Origin of the sequence: Actinopolymorpha sp. NPDC004070, from assembly GCF_040610475.1 — a bacterium.
Lineage (GTDB): Bacteria > Actinomycetota > Actinomycetes > Propionibacteriales > Actinopolymorphaceae > Actinopolymorpha.
The window spans coordinates 322,511-340,371 of record NZ_JBEXMJ010000004.1; the positions used below are offsets into that span (position 1 = coordinate 322,511).

Annotated in this window: 15 protein-coding genes; 9 read left to right on the forward strand and 6 right to left on the reverse strand. The window is 71.3% G+C overall.

Annotated features, from left to right (window positions below; translation table 11 throughout):
- Positions 1–83 precede the first annotated feature (83 nt).
- Positions 84–941 carry an aminoglycoside phosphotransferase family protein gene (locus ABZV93_RS10295; protein WP_354933134.1) on the forward strand — a complete coding sequence of 286 codons (858 nt, stop codon included), beginning with the start codon at positions 84–86 and terminating at the stop codon, positions 939–941.
- 80 nt (positions 942–1,021) lie between these two features.
- Here the strand turns inward: ABZV93_RS10295 and ABZV93_RS10300 are convergent, their stop codons facing one another.
- From ABZV93_RS10300 to ABZV93_RS10310, 3 genes are all read right to left on the reverse strand, one after another.
- Complete coding sequence (locus ABZV93_RS10300; protein WP_354933136.1) at positions 1,022–1,933, reverse strand: helix-turn-helix transcriptional regulator; 912 nt, start codon at positions 1,931–1,933, stop codon at positions 1,022–1,024.
- A gap of 310 nt (positions 1,934–2,243) precedes the next feature.
- Positions 2,244–2,822 (reverse strand): GNAT family N-acetyltransferase, encoded by a 579-nt coding sequence (locus ABZV93_RS10305; RefSeq protein WP_354933138.1) that lies wholly within the window; start codon positions 2,820–2,822, stop codon positions 2,244–2,246.
- Positions 2,815–3,501, reverse strand: a complete 687-nt coding sequence (locus ABZV93_RS10310) for a DUF402 domain-containing protein (RefSeq protein ID WP_354933140.1) — start codon at positions 3,499–3,501, stop codon at positions 2,815–2,817. The genes ABZV93_RS10305 and ABZV93_RS10310 overlap by 8 nt, the downstream gene beginning before the upstream one ends.
- Before the next feature lies 1 nt (position 3,502).
- Between ABZV93_RS10310 and ABZV93_RS10315 the strand changes: the two genes are divergently transcribed.
- Complete coding sequence (locus ABZV93_RS10315; RefSeq protein ID WP_354933142.1) at positions 3,503–3,826, forward strand: GNAT family N-acetyltransferase; 324 nt, start codon at positions 3,503–3,505, stop codon at positions 3,824–3,826.
- A gap of 122 nt (positions 3,827–3,948) precedes the next feature.
- Positions 3,949–5,109 (forward strand): AAA family ATPase, encoded by a 1,161-nt coding sequence (locus tag ABZV93_RS10320; protein ID WP_354933144.1) that lies wholly within the window; start codon positions 3,949–3,951, stop codon positions 5,107–5,109.
- Positions 5,110–5,138: 29 nt separating this feature from the next.
- On the opposite strand, the gene ABZV93_RS10325 is transcribed toward ABZV93_RS10320, so the two are convergent.
- On the reverse strand, positions 5,139–5,714 hold the full coding sequence (locus tag ABZV93_RS10325; protein ID WP_354933145.1) for a YceI family protein: 576 nt from the start codon (positions 5,712–5,714) through the stop codon (positions 5,139–5,141).
- A gap of 223 nt (positions 5,715–5,937) precedes the next feature.
- On the opposite strand from ABZV93_RS10325, the gene ABZV93_RS10330 reads away from it, so the two are divergent.
- The 6 genes from ABZV93_RS10330 (at position 5,938) to ABZV93_RS10355 (ending at position 13,433) form a co-directional block, all read left to right on the forward strand.
- On the forward strand, positions 5,938–6,075 hold the full coding sequence (locus ABZV93_RS10330) for a hypothetical protein (RefSeq protein ID WP_354933147.1): 138 nt from the start codon (positions 5,938–5,940) through the stop codon (positions 6,073–6,075).
- 119 nt (positions 6,076–6,194) lie between these two features.
- Positions 6,195–8,156: an ABC transporter ATP-binding protein gene (locus tag ABZV93_RS10335; RefSeq protein ID WP_354933149.1), complete on the forward strand. Its 1,962-nt coding sequence runs from the start codon at positions 6,195–6,197 to the stop codon at positions 8,154–8,156.
- The gene (locus tag ABZV93_RS10340; RefSeq protein ID WP_354933151.1) at positions 8,153–9,934 is read left to right on the forward strand and encodes an ABC transporter ATP-binding protein; all 1,782 of its coding nucleotides are present in this window, start codon (positions 8,153–8,155) and stop codon (positions 9,932–9,934) included. The genes ABZV93_RS10335 and ABZV93_RS10340 overlap by 4 nt, the downstream gene beginning before the upstream one ends.
- Before the next feature lie 96 nt (positions 9,935–10,030).
- Positions 10,031–10,477, forward strand: coding sequence for a GNAT family N-acetyltransferase (locus tag ABZV93_RS10345; protein ID WP_354933153.1), 447 nt, complete (start codon positions 10,031–10,033; stop codon positions 10,475–10,477).
- Positions 10,478–10,842: 365 nt separating this feature from the next.
- Positions 10,843–11,973, forward strand: coding sequence for a 3-deoxy-7-phosphoheptulonate synthase (locus tag ABZV93_RS10350; RefSeq protein ID WP_354933155.1), 1,131 nt, complete (start codon positions 10,843–10,845; stop codon positions 11,971–11,973).
- A 188-nt stretch (positions 11,974–12,161) separates the two neighbouring features.
- The gene (locus tag ABZV93_RS10355; RefSeq protein WP_354933157.1) at positions 12,162–13,433 is read left to right on the forward strand and encodes a DUF2786 domain-containing protein; all 1,272 of its coding nucleotides are present in this window, start codon (positions 12,162–12,164) and stop codon (positions 13,431–13,433) included.
- Positions 13,434–13,471: 38 nt separating this feature from the next.
- On the opposite strand, the gene ABZV93_RS10360 is transcribed toward ABZV93_RS10355, so the two are convergent.
- Positions 13,472–16,498 (reverse strand): bifunctional [glutamine synthetase] adenylyltransferase/[glutamine synthetase]-adenylyl-L-tyrosine phosphorylase, encoded by a 3,027-nt coding sequence (locus ABZV93_RS10360; RefSeq protein WP_354933159.1) that lies wholly within the window; start codon positions 16,496–16,498, stop codon positions 13,472–13,474.
- A 6-nt stretch (positions 16,499–16,504) separates the two neighbouring features.
- On the reverse strand, positions 16,505–17,842 hold the full coding sequence (locus ABZV93_RS10365; protein ID WP_354933161.1) for a glutamine synthetase family protein: 1,338 nt from the start codon (positions 17,840–17,842) through the stop codon (positions 16,505–16,507).
- Positions 17,843–17,861 lie beyond the last annotated feature (19 nt).

Genomic DNA, 17,861 nt, shown 5'->3' on the forward strand with positions numbered 1-17,861 from the left:
TCTCACGGTCAGTCGCCGTTTTCCATGAGCATCCCCGGTGGAAGACTTGCACGGGCCAACTGGCACGGGCGAGGATGTCGCTGATGCACGCAGCGGAGGTGCGCCGAGCGGTGTCTGCCGCGAGGTCGACCGCCTCAGCCCTCGGCTTGGCAGTCGAGGACGCTGTCGTCCTCAACGACTCCAACCGGCTCGTCGTCCGCCTGGCGCCATGCGACATCGTCGCCCGGGTCGCGCCCGTCACTCATCACGCTGGGAGCGCAGAGCTGGAAGTCGAGCTCGTGAAGCGGCTGGTGCGGACGGACAGTCCGGTCGCCGCGCTCGACGCCCGGGTCGAGCCACGCGTCTTCGTGCGTGACGGCTTCGCGATCGCCATGTGGACCTACTTCGAACCGGTACGTCGAGTGCTTCCTCCGGCCGAGTACGCGCACGCGCTTGGGCGCCTTCATGCCGGCCTGCGGCAGATGGATGTCACGATGCCACACTTCACGGACCGCGTTGCGGAGACGCAACAAGACGTTGCGAGCCGTGACGTCACCCCTGACCTCACGGAGACGGACAGGGCATTGCTCGCCGAAGTGCTGCGTGATTTGCGGGGATCGATCGTCGACCGGGGCACCCCCGAGCAGCTGCTGCACGGAGAGCCGCACCCGGGGAATGTGCTCGACACGAACAACGGGCCGCTCTTCATCGACTTCGAGAACACCGCCCACGGGCCTGTGGAGTACGACCTTGCCTGGGTGCCCACAGCAGTCAGCGACCGCTACCCGAAAGCCGACCAAGATCTGGTCGACGAGTGCCGGGGCCTAGTGCTGGCGATCGTCGCGATGCACCGCTGGCGTCTCGGCGACCAGCACCCGAGCGGTCGGCGATCAGGAGTGGCGTTCCTCGACGCCCTGCGGGCGGGTCGGCCCTGGCCCGCGCTCGATTCCGTTCATTGGTAGGTGCATCCGAGTTCCGAGCGCCGGCTGGCTGTCCGCAGGAGGTCCAGGTCTGCGCCGGTGGTGGACTGTGTACCTCGGGTCTACGAGGCGCCCTGCATGACCCAGCGCATCGGGTCGCCCCAGCCGAGGTCGGAGATGCCCGCCGCGTCGAGGGCCAGCGCGACCAGGGTGCGCCGGTGCGCGGCGAAGGTCAGGACGTGCGCGATCATGCCGCCGTACGTGAACACCTCGGCGGGCTCGCACAGCGCGTCGACGAATGTGTCGTCAAGCCGGCCTTGCGCGGTGGTCTCGACGACCTGCGCCAGGAAGGCCGGGCCTTCCTCGGCGAGCCGACGGCGCAGCGACTCCACCGGCTCGTGCTCCTCGACCGACCAGTCGTAGGGCCGGTTGGCCACCGCCGCGTTCCACATGCCCATCTGCCCCACCAGACGCGACAGCAGGGACCGGATCGTCTGCCGGTCCTCGTCGACCGACAGTTCGATCACGGCGTCGAGCCGCTCCTCGTCGAGCCGGGCAGCCCGTTCGACCATCTCGCCGACGAGCCAGATGTGGTGCTCGACCATCTTGGTCAGCAGGTCCATCGAGGTCACCTTCTTGCGGGCAGGCAGCCGAAGACTGCCGGGTGGGTGGAAGTGCACGTTGCTCGGCCCGTCGAGGCGTAGCCGCGTGGGCCGGATCCGGTACCGGCCCGGCCCCACTCCGTACGCGCGGGTGAAGGCCCGGGTGAACGCCTCGTGCGAGCCGTAGCCCGCCTCGACCGCGATCTCGAGGATGGTCAGCTCGGTGGACAGCAGGCGGTACGCCGCCCGCTCGAGCAGCACCCGGCGGCGCAGGGCCACCGGTGGCTCCCCACCCGCCGAGGAGACGATCCGATCGAGGTGGAACCGGGACAAATGCAGGCGTGCGGCCAGGTCAGCCGGGGTGGCGTCGTGGTCGTCGAGCGCGGACGCGAGGGCGTCGACGAACCCGAGGAAGTGCTCGGCTGCTGGCATGCCCCCATCCTGCCGGTGCCGGAGCCCGCCGCGTTTGATCGCCGTTGCGCAGCATCGGTCACGCGCCGACGCCCCGCTTGTGCTTGCGACGGGAGGCTGCGTTCGACCCGCTCACTGCCGGTGCCCCTGGAATGGGCCCACCATGAGCGGGTGCGGGCGGAGTTGTACGACCTGTCGGCCGGCGAGCGGCGTACCGCGTACAGCGCCTGGCGGCAACTCCCATCGTCGCGTGGTGGCCGGGGCTTGGCGGCGCCGTCGTAGCGATCACGGGCCTCCTGCTGTGATCCACGGACTCGGTCCTCGTCGCGACCTACGCCTGGTCGACGGATGGCCTGTAGTCGTGCCGGAGCAGGCCGTAAATCGCGCCGTCGTGGTACGTGCCGTCCTCCTCCAGGGAGTAGGCCCGGCGCAGACCTTCTCGCCGGAAACCGAGTCGCTGCAGGAGGCGTACGGAGCCGTGGTTGTCCGCGATCGTCTGCGCCTCGACGCGGTTGAGCTGCATCCTCGTGAACCCGAACCGGAGCATCGCGTCCAGCGCCTCTGTTGCGATCCCGCGTCCCCAGTGGTCTCGCCGGAGGTCGTAGCCGACTTCGGCTCGACGGTGGAATCTCTCCCAGGAGACCAAGCCGAAAAGCCCGATGGCGCGGTCGTCCCCGGAGAGGGTGACTGCCCAGTGAACGGCCTTCTGCGCGGAGTACTCACGCCGCAGTTCCTCGATCAGCTGCGAGGCCTGCCGCACCTCCTGCATCGGTTCGGAGTTGTACTTCTGGACCTCCGGATCGCTGCGCCAGACGAACAGGTCGGCGGCGTCCTCGGGCTGGAGTTCCCGCAGTACCACCCGGTCGCCCGTGAGCCTCGGGAATGCCGAGAAGTCGACGATGTCAGTCACTCCGCTCTCTCTCCCATTCCCCTGCGGGCAGGGTCGTCGCGTCGTCGGGCAGGACTGGTTGCTGCCAGTCGGGCTCACGGCACCACGACCGCCATTGTTCGTCGAACGGGCCGGTGCGCTGGGCGAACAGGGTCAGCACCTGCTCACGGGCGTCCCGTACGTGGCGATGGTCGTCGTCTGTGACGATGCCAAGCCGGCGGGCGTGCTCATACTCGCCCTGATCCTTCCACCGGCATGCACCATCCGGCTCGATGACCAGATCCAGCAGAAGATCGAAGGTGTCGATGCCGATCGGAGTGCGCTGCAGTGGACGCTGGAAGTTGACGTACGACATCACCGGCTCGCCGCCGTTCCCGAAGAAGAGATCGACGCTGAAGTAGTCCCCGGGCTGTGCGAGCGTCAGCTTCGTGTTGGTCCGCCAGGTCCAGGCCGTCAACTCCCACTTGCCGTTGGCCAGATTCGGTAGCGCGATGTCGCGAACGACCTCCTCCCGCCGTGGGGACGACAGCGCCGCCTGGTGGGTGGGCGCGAGCCTCAGCGCCCCCGGCCAGACGGTGAGTGCGAGCAGGTCGCCGTTGTCGCTCACGACCCGGAAGGGAGTAGCCGTCCACACCCTGCCGCGGAAGACGTCACGGCGTACGACCGTGCTTCCCGTCGCGAACCCGCCGTCAGTCGGCATCATGACCTCCTCGACCTTGCGAGCATCGCGCACTCTAGGGCCGCCGTGCAGAGAAGTCACACAGGTCCTCAGGGGCTTCGCCATCGGCCACACCGAGCAGTGGTTCACCGGGAAGCACTTTCTGCTGCAGGAGATGTGCGTGCGTACCGATCTGCAACGACAGGGCGCCGGCACCGCTCTCCTCGGTGCTCTGGAGGCACGCCTGGCGGGTGTGGAGCAGGTCTACCTCCTCACCGAACGGCACGGTGCGGCACACCGGTTCTACGAGCACTGTGGGTTCAGAGCAGCACAGCGAACCGGCGTGATGACGAAGAGAATCTCGTAGGTGCGGGCCTTGGACCCAACCGGTCAGAAGAGCCGCCTGGTCGCACCTTCTGCGCCGCCACGCTCGCGGCCGGATCGCCCGCAGGGCTGTGCCGCTGTCAGGAGGCTGGGTAGCGTAGCGGGGTGATTCGCTGTCTGGCCGTGGAGAACTACCGATCACTGCGCAGCCTCGTCGTCGAACTCGACCAGCTGACCGTGGTGACCGGCGCGAACGGCACCGGCAAGTCCAGCCTCTACCGCGCCCTGCGGCTGCTGGCCGACTCCGCGCGCAACGGCGCGGTGGCCGCGCTGGCCCGCGAGGGCGGGCTCCCCTCGACGCTGTGGGCCGGGCCGGAGACGATCGGCAAGTCGGTGCGCGCGGGCGACCATCCGGTCCAGGGAACGGTCCGCCGCGGACCGGTCGCCCTGCGCCTGGGCTTCGCCGACGACGACCTCGGGTACGCGATCGACTTCGGGCTGCCGCAGCCTGCGCGGTCGGCGTTCCAGCTGGACCCGCTAGTGAAGCGGGAGGCGGTGTGGGCCGGTCCGATCCTGCGTCCCGCGGCCCTGCTGGCCGAGCGGGCCGGGACCATGCTGAAGATCCGCGACGGCCGTTCGTGGTCGACCTTCCCGGACTCGGTGGGGCCGTTCGACAGCATGCTCAGCGAGTACACCGATCCGCAGCGCGCGCCGGAGTTGCTGATGCTCCGCGAACGCGTGCGCTCATGGCGGTTCTACGACCAGATCCGCACCGACCAGGGAGCACCGGCCAGGCAGGTACGGATCGGCACCCGTACGCCGGTGCTCGCCCCGGACGGCGCCGATCTCGCCGCCGCGCTGCAGACGATCCTGGAGATCGGCGACGAGGCAGCGCTCGCCGCCTCCGTCGACGCCGCGTTTCCCGGCAGCCGGGTGGAGATCGGGGTCGAGGGCACGCGGTTCGAGGTACGGCTGAGTCAGCCCGGGATGCTTCGGTCGCTCGGGGCGGCAGAGCTGTCCGACGGGACGCTGCGCTACCTGCTGTGGACCGCCGCGCTGCTCTCCCCACGGCTGCCAGCGTTGCTCGTACTCAACGAACCGGAGACCAGCCTGCACCCGGAGCTGATCCGACCGCTGGCGGACCTGATCGCGGCCGGCGCGGAGCGTACGCAAGTGGTGGTTGTCAGCCACTCACGTGCCCTGATCGACGCACTCACCGCCCACGACAGCGCGACCAGGATCGAACTGGTCAAGGACCTCGGCGAGACCACGGTCGACGGCCAGGGACGGTTCGACCACCCGCCCTGGCAGTGGCCGAAGCGCTGACCGCACTCCGGCGGAGCACTGTGGCGGGCTCACTGGCGAACCGCTTGTACGTCGAGCTCGACGCGGATCAGCTTGCTCAGCAGCAGCCCTCCGGTCTCCAGCGACTGGTTGAACGTCACGCCGAACTCGTAGCGATCGATCGTGGTCGTCGCGGTGAAGGCGATGCGGGCCCGGGACGGGCCGCCCATCGGGTCCGGGCAGGCGCCGTCGAACCCGGCGTCGAGGACGACCGGACAGGTCTTGCCGCGGATGGTGAGGTCGCCGTGGACCTGGAGCGACCCGTCGTCGGCGACCCCGACACCTGTGCTGGAGAAGGTGAACGTGGGGTGGTCCTCGACCGCGAAGAAGTCGTTGCTGCGCAGATGTGCGTCCCGCTGTGCCTGGGCGGTGTCCACGCTGTCGGCCTGGATGGTCACCTCGACCGAGGAGTGCGGCGGCTCCTCGTCGACGGTGATCGTTCCCGCGAAGTCGGTGAAGCGTCCGCGTACCTTCGAGAAGCCGAGGTGCTTCACCTGGAACGCCACGCTGCTGTGCATGGCGTCGATCGCGTAGATGCCGGGGACGGGGAGTTCGCGTCCGCCGACGGTGCGGATGAACGTCGTCATGATCGTGCCTCCGTGAAGAGTTCGGGTCGTTTCGTCACGCAGTAGAACGAGCTGGAGCCACGGACTCATCGGCCGGACCCGCTGGCAGGTGGCCGGCCTGGCCGGAGCGGGCGCCACCGTCGTACTCGTCGCCGCCGGCTGACCTCACGTCAAGCTGATCTTGACAACGACCGAAACTCCCGACGACACGATCTCCGGAGGACCACGATGACCGACCCTGCCCGTGACCCGAACCCCGGTGGATGAGAGCTTCCTCGGCGAGTTGCTCGACCCCGGCTACCAGGTGACGCCGTTCGCCCCCCGCGACGAGCACGGTTGCGGCGGTGCGGTTCCCGCCAACCCGCCCGGCTTCCGTAGCTGAGCAGGACGCACGTGTCCGGGAGCGGCCAGACGCGGGGACCCCCCAATTAACGCTTGACCCGGCCGGGCGTACCTGCGACCTTTCTTCGGCGCACGCAGTCGCCGGACGGGGAGGGACACGTGCACCGATACACCGAGACCACCAGGCGATACGCCCTGCACGCCCGGTTGCTGTGGCGCGCCGCACCGGCGCATTCTGCGCTGAACCTCCTCCTGGTGGTGGCCAGCGCGGCGACCGTGACGTTCGGCATCGTCGCCACCGGGCGACTGGTCGGCGCTCTGCCGGCCGCGGTGAACGCCGGCGCCGGTTCGGCGGCCGCGGACCGGGCGTGGTGGTGGCTGGCGGCGGCCGCCGCAGCGTACATCCTCGCGCCGCTGATCCATGCCGTGCACAACGCGGTCACCCAGGTGGTGTCCGCGCGCTACCTGCGGCTGGTCTTCGGCATGGTCGCCGACGTCGGCACCGTGCCGTACGGGATCGCGCACCTGGAGGACCCCGAGGTCGCCGGCCGCCTGGACGCGGTGAAGCGCGCCATGCGGGACTGGACGTTCGTCACGGGTGTGGACGAGACCTGGAACCTGCTGGCCAACCGCCTCACCGGTGCCGGCGCGCTGATCGTGGTGGCGACCTGGAACTGGTGGGCCGCGCTGCTCGCGGCCGGGTCGTACGCCCTGCTGGCCAAGGTGTTCGTCGCCTGGATCGGAACCATCTTCGACGACCTGCTCGAGGCGACCGGCAACCAGCGGCGCCAGGCGAGCTACGTCCGCGACCTGATGACGGGCGCACCGGCGGCGAAGGAACTCCGGCTGTTCGGGCTGGCCGACTGGCTGGTGCACCGCTACTCGACCGCATGGCGGGACGCGATGACCGTCGTGTGGCGCAACCGTCAGCGCAACCTGCGGCCGATCCTGGTGACCTGCGCGATCATGCTGGTCGTGAACGCGGGAGTGCTCGCCCTGCTGGCCCGGGACGCCTCGGCGGGTACGGTCTCCCTCGCTTCGCTGGTCACCCTGGTGCAGGGGCTGCTCGCGCTGGAGGCGTTCGGACCACTCGGCGACAACCAGTCCGCGCTGGCCCGCAACACCTCCGCGACGACCATGCTGGTCGCGTTGCGCGCCCGGCTCGGGCTCCCCGACCTGCCCGCTCTGCCCAACCTTCCTGACCTGCCTGACCTGTCTCCTCGCTCCCCCGCCGGCCGGACGCCCGAGACCTCCGCCGCGACGCGGACGGCAGGGGCCGAGATCGACCTGCGCGACGTGACGTTCCACTACCCCTCCCGCGACGAGCCGACGGTCGAGCGGCTGTCCCTGCACATTCCGGCCGGCCAGTCGGTCGCGGTCGTGGGCGTCAACGGCGCGGGAAAGTCGACGTTGATCAAGCTGCTGTGCGGTCTCCATCCGCCCGACGCCGGGACCATCCGGATCGACGGCGGCGACCCCTCGGCCGACGAGGCGACCCGCAACCGCGTCGCGGTCATCTTCCAGGACTTCGTTCGCTATCACCTTCCGTTGCGCGACAACGTGGGCTTCGGCGCGCACGCCCGTCACGACGACGAGGTGGTGCTGGCGAAGGCCCTCGACGACGCGGGCGGCACCACCCTGCTGAGCCGCCTCGAGCACGGCTGGGACACCGTCCTCAGCGCGGAGTACGCCGGGGGCACGGACCTGTCCGGCGGCCAGTGGCAACGGGTGGCGCTGGCCCGGGCGCTGGCCGCCGTCGCCGGCGGGGCCGGGGTGCTGGTCCTGGACGAGCCCACCGCGGCTCTCGACGTACGCGCCGAGGCGGCGTTGTTCGACCGGTTCCTGGAGATGACCCGGGGAATGACGACGCTGCTCGTGAGCCACCGGCTGTCCAGCGTGCGGCACGCGGACCGGATCGTGGTGATCGGCCCGACCGGCGACCCGGCGCGGACCGGTACCAGCGTCATCGAGGACGGCAGCCACGCCGAACTCATGGCCGCGGGCGGCGCGTACGCCCGGATGTTCTCCTTGCAGGCGGCGCGGTTCGCGGCGGCCGGCGCGGGCGGGACCGACGCGGGCCGGACGGGCGGCACGGCCGGGACGGCGGTGGAACCCCGATGAGAACGGCACTGCGCGGCATGTGGCTGGTCGTCGCCATGTCGGTGCGGGTGAGTCCCTGGCAGAGCCTGCTCTGCCTGGCCGAGTCGCTGGGCAGCGTCATCTCGCTTCTGCAGCCGTTGTACCTCGCGTGGTTCGTGGACGGCGTACTCCACCACGACACCGGGAGGATCGCGCTCGCCGTCGCTGCCGTCGCCGCATCGACCGGCCTCAGCGGCGCCCTGGACATGGCCGGCTGCGACGCGCGGGTCCGGCAGTTCGAACGCGTCGGGTTCGCGTTCGACACCGAGATCGCCCGGATCACCGCCTCGATCCCGACCATCGACCACCTGGAGTCCAGCAGGTACCTCGACCAGCTGCAGGCACTGCGCGACCAGCAGGGCGCGCTCGGAGGTGCCCTCAACAACCTCCTCAACACGTTCCGGAACCTCGTGTTCGCCGGAGGCACGGTGCTGCTCGCCGCCGGTGCCGACGTGCGGCTGCTGCTGCTCGTGCTCGCCGGCGTGCCCAGCGTCGTCGTCACCCGGTGGGTCGTTCGCTGGCAGGCGCGGGCGGAGGAGGAGTCCGCGGAGCCGGGGCGGCTCGCCACCCATCTGCTGGAGCTGAGCACGACCGCCGGGCCGGGCGCGGAGGTCCGCGTGTTCAGCCTGCGCGGCGTGGTGCGGGCCAGGCTGACGGAGGCGGTCGGGCGCTGGCGGGCGCCGATGGTCGCCCTGGCCCGGCGTACCGAACTGGTCAACGCCGCCTGCTCGGCGTTCTTCTTCGGCAGCGCCGCCGCCGTCCTCGCCTGGATGGTGCACGACGCGATCCGAGGGCAGGTGGCGGTGCCCACCCTGGTGCTCGCGGTCATGCTGGTCGGCCGGCTGCAGAGCACGGCCAACGTACTGCGGTGGTCGATCAACAACATCTCCAAGCTGACCCGCACCACCGGCCGGTTCCTGTGGCTGCGCGACTACGAGCGAGAGGTCCGCGAGGCCCACGACGGCACACAGGCACCACCCGCGCGCCTCCGGCACGGCCTCACGGTCGAGGGTCTGGAGTACGCGTATCCGGAGGCGGCCGAGCCCTCGCTTCGGAACGTCGGTCTGCACCTGCCGGCGGGTTCGGTCGTGGCGCTCGTCGGTGAGAACGGTGCCGGGAAGTCGACCCTGGTGAAGCTGCTGACCGGGCTGTACCGCCCGACCGCGGGCCGGGTGCTGGTGGACGGGACGGACCTCGCCGACCTCGACCTGCCCGCCTGGCGGGCGCGGGTGTCCGGTGCGTTCCAGGACTACGCGCGGGTCGAGTTCACCGCCCGGGAGTCGGTCGGCGTGGGTGACCTGACCCGCGTGGACGACGAGCAGGAGGTACGCCGCGCGCTGCGCGAGGGCGCCGGCGAGGACGTCCTCACCGCCCTGCCCTCCGGGCTGGCCACCCAGCTGGGCTCGTCCTGGCCGGAAGGGGTGGAGCTGTCCGGCGGGCAGTGGCAGCGGCTCGCGATCGCCCGCGGCATGATGCGCACCGAGCCGTTGCTGCTGGTCCTCGACGAACCCACCGCGGCGCTGGACGCCGCCACCGAGCACGCGTTGTTCGAACGCTACGCGGCGGCCGCGCGGGCTGCCGGCGGCCGGGGCGCGGTGACCCTGCTGGTCACCCACCGGTTCTCCACAGTGGCGGCCGCCGACCTGGTGGTCGTTCTCGACGGCGGACGGGTCGCCGAGGTCGGCAGCCACGTCGAACTCGTGGCGGCGCGCGGTCACTACGCCGAGCTGTACGAGCTGCAGGCCCGCGGCTACCGCTGAGGCCCCGCCCGCCGCGAACGCCCTGTGACGGGACGCGATTCTTCCGCGGAAGAATTCGGAGGCGGCCGGCTGGGGAGCTTGCCTAGGGTGAACGGCATGAAGAGCGTGGACGGTGAGTTCGAGTTCGACGACGATCCCGGCCGGGTGGATCTGGACGCCCTGTGGGAGGTGCTGTCCACCCAGGTCTACTGGGGGAAGTGGCGGACCCGCGACCACGTTCGCCGCCAGGTCGCGTCCGCCTGGCGGGTGGTCGGCGTGTACGAGACCGCGAGTGGGCGGATGGTGGGGTTCGCGCGGGCGGTCTCCGACGGTGTGGCGCTCGCCTACCTCGCCGACGTGTACGTACTCCCCGACCTCCGCGGCAAGGGGCTCGGCACTCGCCTGGTGGAGGTCATGGTGGACGGCGGGCCGGGTGCGGACTTCCGTTGGATGCTGCACACCGCGAACGCCCACGGCCTGTACGCGAAGTTCGGCTTCGCGCCGCCTGACCCGTCGTACCTCGAACGCCCGCGCCGGGAACGGTCCTCAGCGGGTACGCCCTGAGGGTGCCCAGCCGACCGGTGCCGGCCCGGCCGGCCCGGCGCCGGTTGGCATCCGGCGCGGCTGCCGGGCATGTCCGGCTTCGCCCGGACTGCCCCGATGCGACGCGTCGTGCCATCGGATCCTGACACCGCGTTGCCGGTCCTCGGGAGCGGCGGCTAAGGTACTCCGCATGCAGTGGTGCTATCGGTTTAGCGAGCCGGCCCTGGGTGGGCCCGGCGGCGACCGCGTCCGCTGACATCCATCACCCAGAGCCGGCAGGGCAGCGTCCGCACAGGACCTGCCCTTTTTGCATGCCCCGACAAGGGAGCCGGCCCGAGGTGACGCGGGCCGGTTCCTGACGAAGATCCAGCGAAAGGACCGTCCCCGTGTCTGCCAGCCCCGCCTCAGATTCCGCGCCCTCCTCCGACGCCGTGCCCAGCTCCCCGCAGGCCCTCAGCGACGTCCGGATCACCCGGTCGCGTCCCCTGCTCTCCCCCGCACTGCTCCGCGACGAACTCCCGCTTCCGGAGGAGTCCGCGAAGGTCGTGGTCCGCGGCCGCGACGACGTGACGCGCATCCTGGCCGGGGAGGACGACCGGCTGCTCGTGGTCGTGGGCCCCTGCTCGATCCACGACCCCGAGGCGGGGCTGGAGTACGCACGGATGCTGGCGGCGTTCGTGCCCGAGGTGGCCGCGGACCTGTGCGTGGTGATGCGGGTGTACTTCGAGAAGCCGCGTACGACGCTCGGCTGGAAGGGCCTGATCAACGACCCGGACCTGGACGGCAGCTACAACGTCAACAAGGGCCTGCGCACCGCGCGGAAGGTGCTGCTGGACGTGCTGGCCACCGGTCTGCCGGCGGGATGTGAGTTCCTCGACCCGATCATTCCGCAGTACATCGCCGACACCGTGAGCTGGGGCGCGATCGGCGCGCGTACCTCGGAGAGCCAGGTGCACCGGCACCTTGCCAGCGGCCTGTCCATGCCGGTGGGCTTCAAGAACTCCACCGGCGGCGACGTGCAGGGTGCGATCGACGCGATCGGGGCGGCCGCAGTCAGTCACGTCTTCACCGGCGTCACCGAGGACGGCGTGGCCGCGATCCTCACCACCAGCGGCAACCCCGACTGCCACGTCATCCTGCGCGGGGGGCAGACCGGTCCCAACTACGACGCCGCCAACGTCACCGACGCCCTCGGCCGGCTGGCCAAGGCGGACCTGCGCGAGCACGTGGTGGTGGACGCCAGCCACGGCAACAGCGGTAAGGACCACCTGCGCCAGCCCGTCGTCGCCGCGGACGTCGCCGGCCAGCTCGCCGACGGCCAGCGCGGAATCGTCGGGGTCATGCTGGAGAGCTTCCTGGAGCCGGGCCGGCAGAACCTCGTCGAGGGCGCGGCTGAGGAGCTGCGGTACGGCCAGAGCATCACCGACGCCTGCATGGGCTGGGAGCCCACGGTCGAGGTGCTGCGGGGGCTCGCCGCCGGGGTGCGTGCCCGCCGTTCGGTCGCGCGTACGGACTGACGTACCTGCCCGTTCTCCACGGTCCTCCCGGTGTCCTGCGAGGGCGGTGGATCTCCCCCTACGCCAACGCAGACAGGGATTTCGGTGTTGTCGGTGGGCCCTGGCATCCTCGCCGTCCACCAACAACATCGATGTTCGGAACTCACGGGGAGATGGTCGGCGTGCGACACCAGGATCCAGCTGGATGGGTGCAGACACGGCTGTGCGATGCGGCGGGCGCGGCAGCGGACGGAGTGCCCGACTTCCTCGAGTGCGCCGCATACGACCTCGCCGATCCGGCCCTTCCGGCACAACTGGTCGACGGGGTGGTCGACGACTGCCTCACCGGCGGCGTCGGCAGGCTCTGGGAGCGGGGCTGGCAACCGCTGGACGTGGCGGAGTTCGCGAGCCGCCGCCTGTCCGCGCCCGCCCGGCAGCTGGTGCTCGACGTGACGGCACACCAGGCCGCGCGTTACTCCAGGGCCACGCTCGACCCCCGCTGGCGATCCCAGCTGGAGGAGCTGGGGACCTCGCCCCACTGGGCGACCGACGGCGCGCACCTGACGCGGTGGGCAAGCCGGCGACGGCTCGACCGGGTGGAGACGATCGGGCTGGCACTTGCGGCGCTGACGTTCCTGTACGCCGCGCCGCGGCTCGCGCAGGTCCTTCCTCCACCCGGCCGATCCGGGGCGGCGGGGCGGGTCGGCGCGGCCGGCGCGGGTGAACGGCTCCGGCGGGACGAAGCAGGTGAGAAGGTGCTGCACCGGATCCGGGCGCTGCTCGCCAAGGCCGAGTCGACCGAGTTCCCCGAGGAGGCCGAGGCGCTGAGCAGCAAGGCGCAGGCGCTGATGACGAAGTTCTCCCTGGACCAGGCCATGCTGGCCGCCAACTCGGCGAAATCCTCGGCAGGTGCGTGCCGCGCCGCCGGTGCGCACGCGAGCGTCCGGCGGGTCTGGCTGCGAGCGCCCTACCTCAACGCCAAGGCGTTGCTGGCGTCCGTGGTCGCGAAGGCCAACCGCGCCCAGGCGGTGTCCGACACCCACACGGGCCACGTCACGATCGTCGGCGCCGAGGCCGACCTGTCGCTGGTGGAGCTGCTCGTCACGTCGCTGCTCCTGCAGGCCGACCGCGCCATGCTCGCGGCGTCACCCTCCGCCGGAGCGGGCGGGCACAGCCGCACCCGTTCCTGGCGGCAGTCGTTCCTCGTGTCCTACGCGACCCGCATCGGTCAGCGGCTCACCGAGGCGAGCGAGGCGTCCATGGCCGAGTACGACGCCGGGCACCCAGGCACCTCCGCCCGGCTGCTGCCGGCGCTGACCGCCCGCGAGCACGCTGTCCAGAAGCTGGTCGCCGAGCTGTTCCCCCGCATCCGGAAGTCGGCCGTGTCGACGTCCAATCCAGCCGGGTGGGAGGCCGGGAAACGCGCCGCCGACCTGGCGGACCTGGGCGCGCGGCGAGGTGTCGGCCGGGCGGCGTCGTGACGGCTCGGTCGGGCACCGAGCTCACTCCACCGCCGAGCTCACTCCCAGAAGACGCGCTCGACCACGGAGCGGGCATGCCGGGTGATCCGGCGGTAGTCCTCGAGGAACAGCCCGGACTCCTGCGGCCCGTAGCCGAGCAGCCGCGACACCGCGGCGAGCTCTGCCGGGTCGCGGGGCAGGGAGTCCGAGCGGCGGTCGCGCACCAGCATCATCGCGTTGCGGGCGCGGGTCGCGAGCCGCCAGGCGGCGAGCAGGTCGTCGGCGTCCTCGCGAGCCAGCAGTCCGGCGTCGGCGGCCGCCTCCAGCGCCCGCACGGTGCGGGTGGTGCGCAGCCCCGGCACCTCCGCACCGTGGCGCAGCTGCAACAGCTGGACGGTCCACTCCACGTCGGCCAGGCCGCCCCGGCCGAGCTTGGTGTGCGTCGTCGGGTCCGCTCCGCGGGGCAGGCGCTCGGCGTCCACCCGGGCCTTGATCCGGCGGATCTCCCGCTCGTCGTCGCCGGTGAGCCCGGCATCCGGCCAGCGGAGCCCGTCCACGAGCTCCATGAACCTCCTGCGCAGTCCGCGGTCGCCGCACACCGACTCGGCCCGCAGCAGAGCCTGCGCTTCCCACACGTGCGACCAGCGCGCGTAGTAGGAGGTGTACGACGCGAGCGTGCGGATGAGCGGGCCCTGACGTCCCTCCGGGCGCAGGTCGGCGTCCACCCCGACGGGCGGGTCGGGTGCGGGCGCGGCGAGCAGCCGCCGGAGCTCGCTGACCACCGCGGTGGCCGCGTCGGCGGCCTCCTTCTCGTCCGCGCCGTCGTAGGGCTCGTGCACGAAGATCACGTCGGCGTCGCTGCCGTAGCTCATCTCGTGGCCGCCGAACCTCCCCATCGCCACGACCGCCAGCCGGGTGGGGATGGTGGGCCGCCCCTGCGCGGCGACCGAACGCACCGCCGCGACCAGCCCTCCGCTGAGGGTGGCCGCCGCGATGTCGGTGAGCGCCTCGCCGACCGCGTCCACGTCGAGCATCTCCAGGACGTCCGCGGCCGCGACCCGCAACAGCTCCCGGCGCCGGATCGCCCGGACCGCGGCGGCGGCCGACGCCGGGTCGTCGTACCTCCCGGCGGCGGCGAGCATCTCGGTCTCCACCTGCTCTCGGGTGCGGGGGCGCAGCTCCCGGTCGTCGCCGAACATCGCCACCGCTTCCGGCGCGCGCCGCAGCAGGCCGACGACGAACTTGCTGGAGGCCAGCACCCTGGCCATGCGTTCGGCGGTGACGCCCTCGTCGCGCAACAGCCGCAGGTACCACGGCGTGGACCCGAGCTCCTCCGACACCTGACGGAAGGCCAGCAGTCCGCCGTCGGGGTCGGGGGCGTCGGCAAACCACTCCAGCATCACCGGCAGCAGCGTGCGCTGGATGGACGCCCGCCGGGAGACCCCGGCCACCAGCGCCTCGATGTGCCGCAGCGCCGCCGCGGAGTCGATGTAGCCGAGCGCGGTGAGCCGGGCCCGGGCGGCGTCCGGAGTCAGCCGCGTCTCCGCGGTCGGGATACGCGCGACCGCCGCGAGCAGTGGGCGGTAGAAGAGCTTCTCGTGCAGCCGGCGTACTTCCCGGACGTGCTTCTTCCACTCCTGGGTGAGCTCGTTGACCGGCTCCGCCCACATCCCCAGCGAGCGGCCGAGCGCACGCAGGTCCTGCTCGTCCTCGGGGAGCAGGTGCGTACGCCGCAGCCGGGACAGCTGGATCCGGTGCTCGAGCGTACGCAGGAAGCGGTACGCCTCCGCGAGCGCGGCGCCGTCGTCGCGGCCGACGTAGCCGCCCGCGGTGAGCGCGTCCAGCGCCCGCAGGGTCGACGGGCGGCGCAGCGACGGGTCGGAGCGGCCGTGCACCAGCTGCAGCAACTGCACCGCGAACTCCACGTCGCGCAGCCCGCCCGGACCCAGCTTGAGCTGCCTGTCCAGCTGAGCGGCCGGAATGTGGTCGACCACCCTGCGCCGCATGGCCTGCACGTCGGCGACGAAACCGTCGCGTTCGGCAGCGCGCCACACGAGTGGGTCGATGACCTCCAGGAAGCGGGCGCCGAGCTCGTGGTCCCCGGCCACGGTACGGGCCTTGAGCAGCGCCTGGAACTCCCAGGTCTTCGCCCAGCGCTGGTAGTAGGCGTCGTAGCTCGCCACCGAGCGGACCAGCGGACCCGCGTTGCCCTCGGGCCGCAGTCCGGCGTCGACCGGCCACAGGGTGCCCTCGCCGCTGTGTTCGGAGCAGATCCGGATCACCTGCGTGGCGAGCTGGGTCGCCGTCCGGGTCGCGTCGCCCTCCCCTGTCCGCTCAGCCCGCTCGGCCTGCTCGGGCTGTTCGGCCGGCTCGGCGACGAAGAGAACGTCCACGTCGCTGACGTAGTTGAGCTCCCGCGCTCCGGTCTTGCCCATCCCGATGATCGCCAGCCGGCACGGTGTGGCGTTTCGCGGCAGCCTGGCCCGGGCCAGGGCGAGCGAGGCCTCCAGCGCGGCGGCGGCGAGGTCGGCGAGCTCGGCGGCCGCGTCGTCCACCCGTATCTCGTTGCCGAGGTCGCGGACGGCGAGCCGGAGCAGCAGGCGGTGGTAGGCCACCCGCAGGGCGTCAGCGGCTCCGGGGCCGCCGTCGGCGGCGACGGGCACCTCCGCCGCGGGGTCCGCGCCCACCGCGGAGAGCAGGCTTGCGCGCAGCGCCCTGGTCGTGGGCCGGGTGGTGGACAGGTGCGGGTCGGCGAGGTCGCGCCAGTGCTCGGGGTGCCGGATCAGGTGCTCGGCCAGCCCCGTGCTCGCACCCAGGAGCCGCATCAGCCGGCGCCGGAGCGTCTCGTCGTCCACGAGCGCGGCGACCAGTCCGGGCCCCTCGCGTTCGTCGTCCACCAGGTCGGCCAGGAACCCCACCGCCTGGTCCGGGTCGGCGGCCGCTCCGGTCGCGTCCAGCGCAGGGATCAGAGCGGCCGGGAGCTCACCGATGCGGCGGAGGGCCGCCTCCGGCTCGGCGAATCCCCACCGCACCAGTTGGCCCTCGCCGGGAAGCCGGGCCTCGTCAGGAGTTCGCAGCTCCGTCAAGGTGCCTCAGATCACCGGGAGGAGCCGGTCGCGCTCGAACGCCGTCACCTGCTGGCGGTACTCCTCCCACTCGGCCTTCTTGTTACGCAGGAAGAAGTCGAAGACGTGCTCGCCCAGCGTCTCGGCAACCAGCTCGCTGTTCTCCATGGTGCGGATGGCCTCGTCCAGGCTCTGGGGCAGCGGGTCGATGCCCATCGCCCGGCGTTCGCCCTCGGTGAGCGACCACACGTCGTCCTCGGCCTCCGCCGGCAGCTCGTACCCCTCCTCGACGCCCTTCAGCCCGGCCGACAGCAGGACGGCGTAGGCGAGGTAGGGGTTGGCCGCGGAGTCCAGCGAACGGAACTCGATCCGGGTCGACTGTCCCTTGTCCGGCTTGTACATCGGCACCCGGACCAGCGCCGAGCGGTTGTTGTGGCCCCAGCAGACGTAGGCCGGCGCCTCACCGCCGCCCCACAGCCGCTTGTAGGAGTTGACCCACTGATTGGTGACCGCGGTGATCTCGCCGGCGTGGCGGAGCAGTCCGGCGATGAAGGACCGCGCGACCTTGGACAGGTGGTATTCCGCGCCCGACTCGAAGAATGCGTTGCGGTCGCCCTCGAACAACGACATGTGCGTGTGCATGCCCGACCCCGCCCACTGCGTGAACGGCTTCGGCATGAACGACGCGTAGATGCCCTGGCCGAGCGCGACCTCCTTGACCACCACCCGGAAGGTCATGATGTTGTCGGCGGTCGCCAGCGCGTCGGCGTAGCGCAGGTCGATCTCCTGCTGCCCGGGAGCGCCCTCGTGGTGGCTGAACTCCACCGAGATGCCCATCGCCTCGAGCATGGTGATCGCCTCGCGGCGGAAGTCCTGGCTCATGCCGTGGGCGGTGTGGTCGAAGTAGCCGCTGCGGTCGACCGGCGACGGCACCCGGCCCTTCTCCGGCGGGTCCTTGAAGACGAAGAACTCGATCTCGGGGTGGGTGTAGAAGGTGAAGCCCAGCTCGGCGGCCCGGCTCAGCGTGCGCTTGAGCACGAAGCGCGGGTCGGCGTACGACGGCGACCCGTCGGGCATCTGGATGTCGCAGAACATCCGTGCCGTCGCCGGGGAGTTGCCCCGCCAGGGCAGGATCTGGAACGTCGACGGGTCGGGCCGGGCCACCATGTCGGCCTCGTAGACCCGGGCAAAGCCCTCGATCGCCGAGCCGTCGAAGCCGATCCCCTCCGCGAACGCCCCCTCCAGCTCCGCCGGCGCGATCGCGACCGACTTGAGGAAGCCGAGCACGTCGGTGAACCACAGTCGGACGAACCGCACGTCTCGCTCCTCGAGCGTGCGGAGTACGAACTCTTGCTGTTTGTCCACTGGTCACATCTCCGCTCGG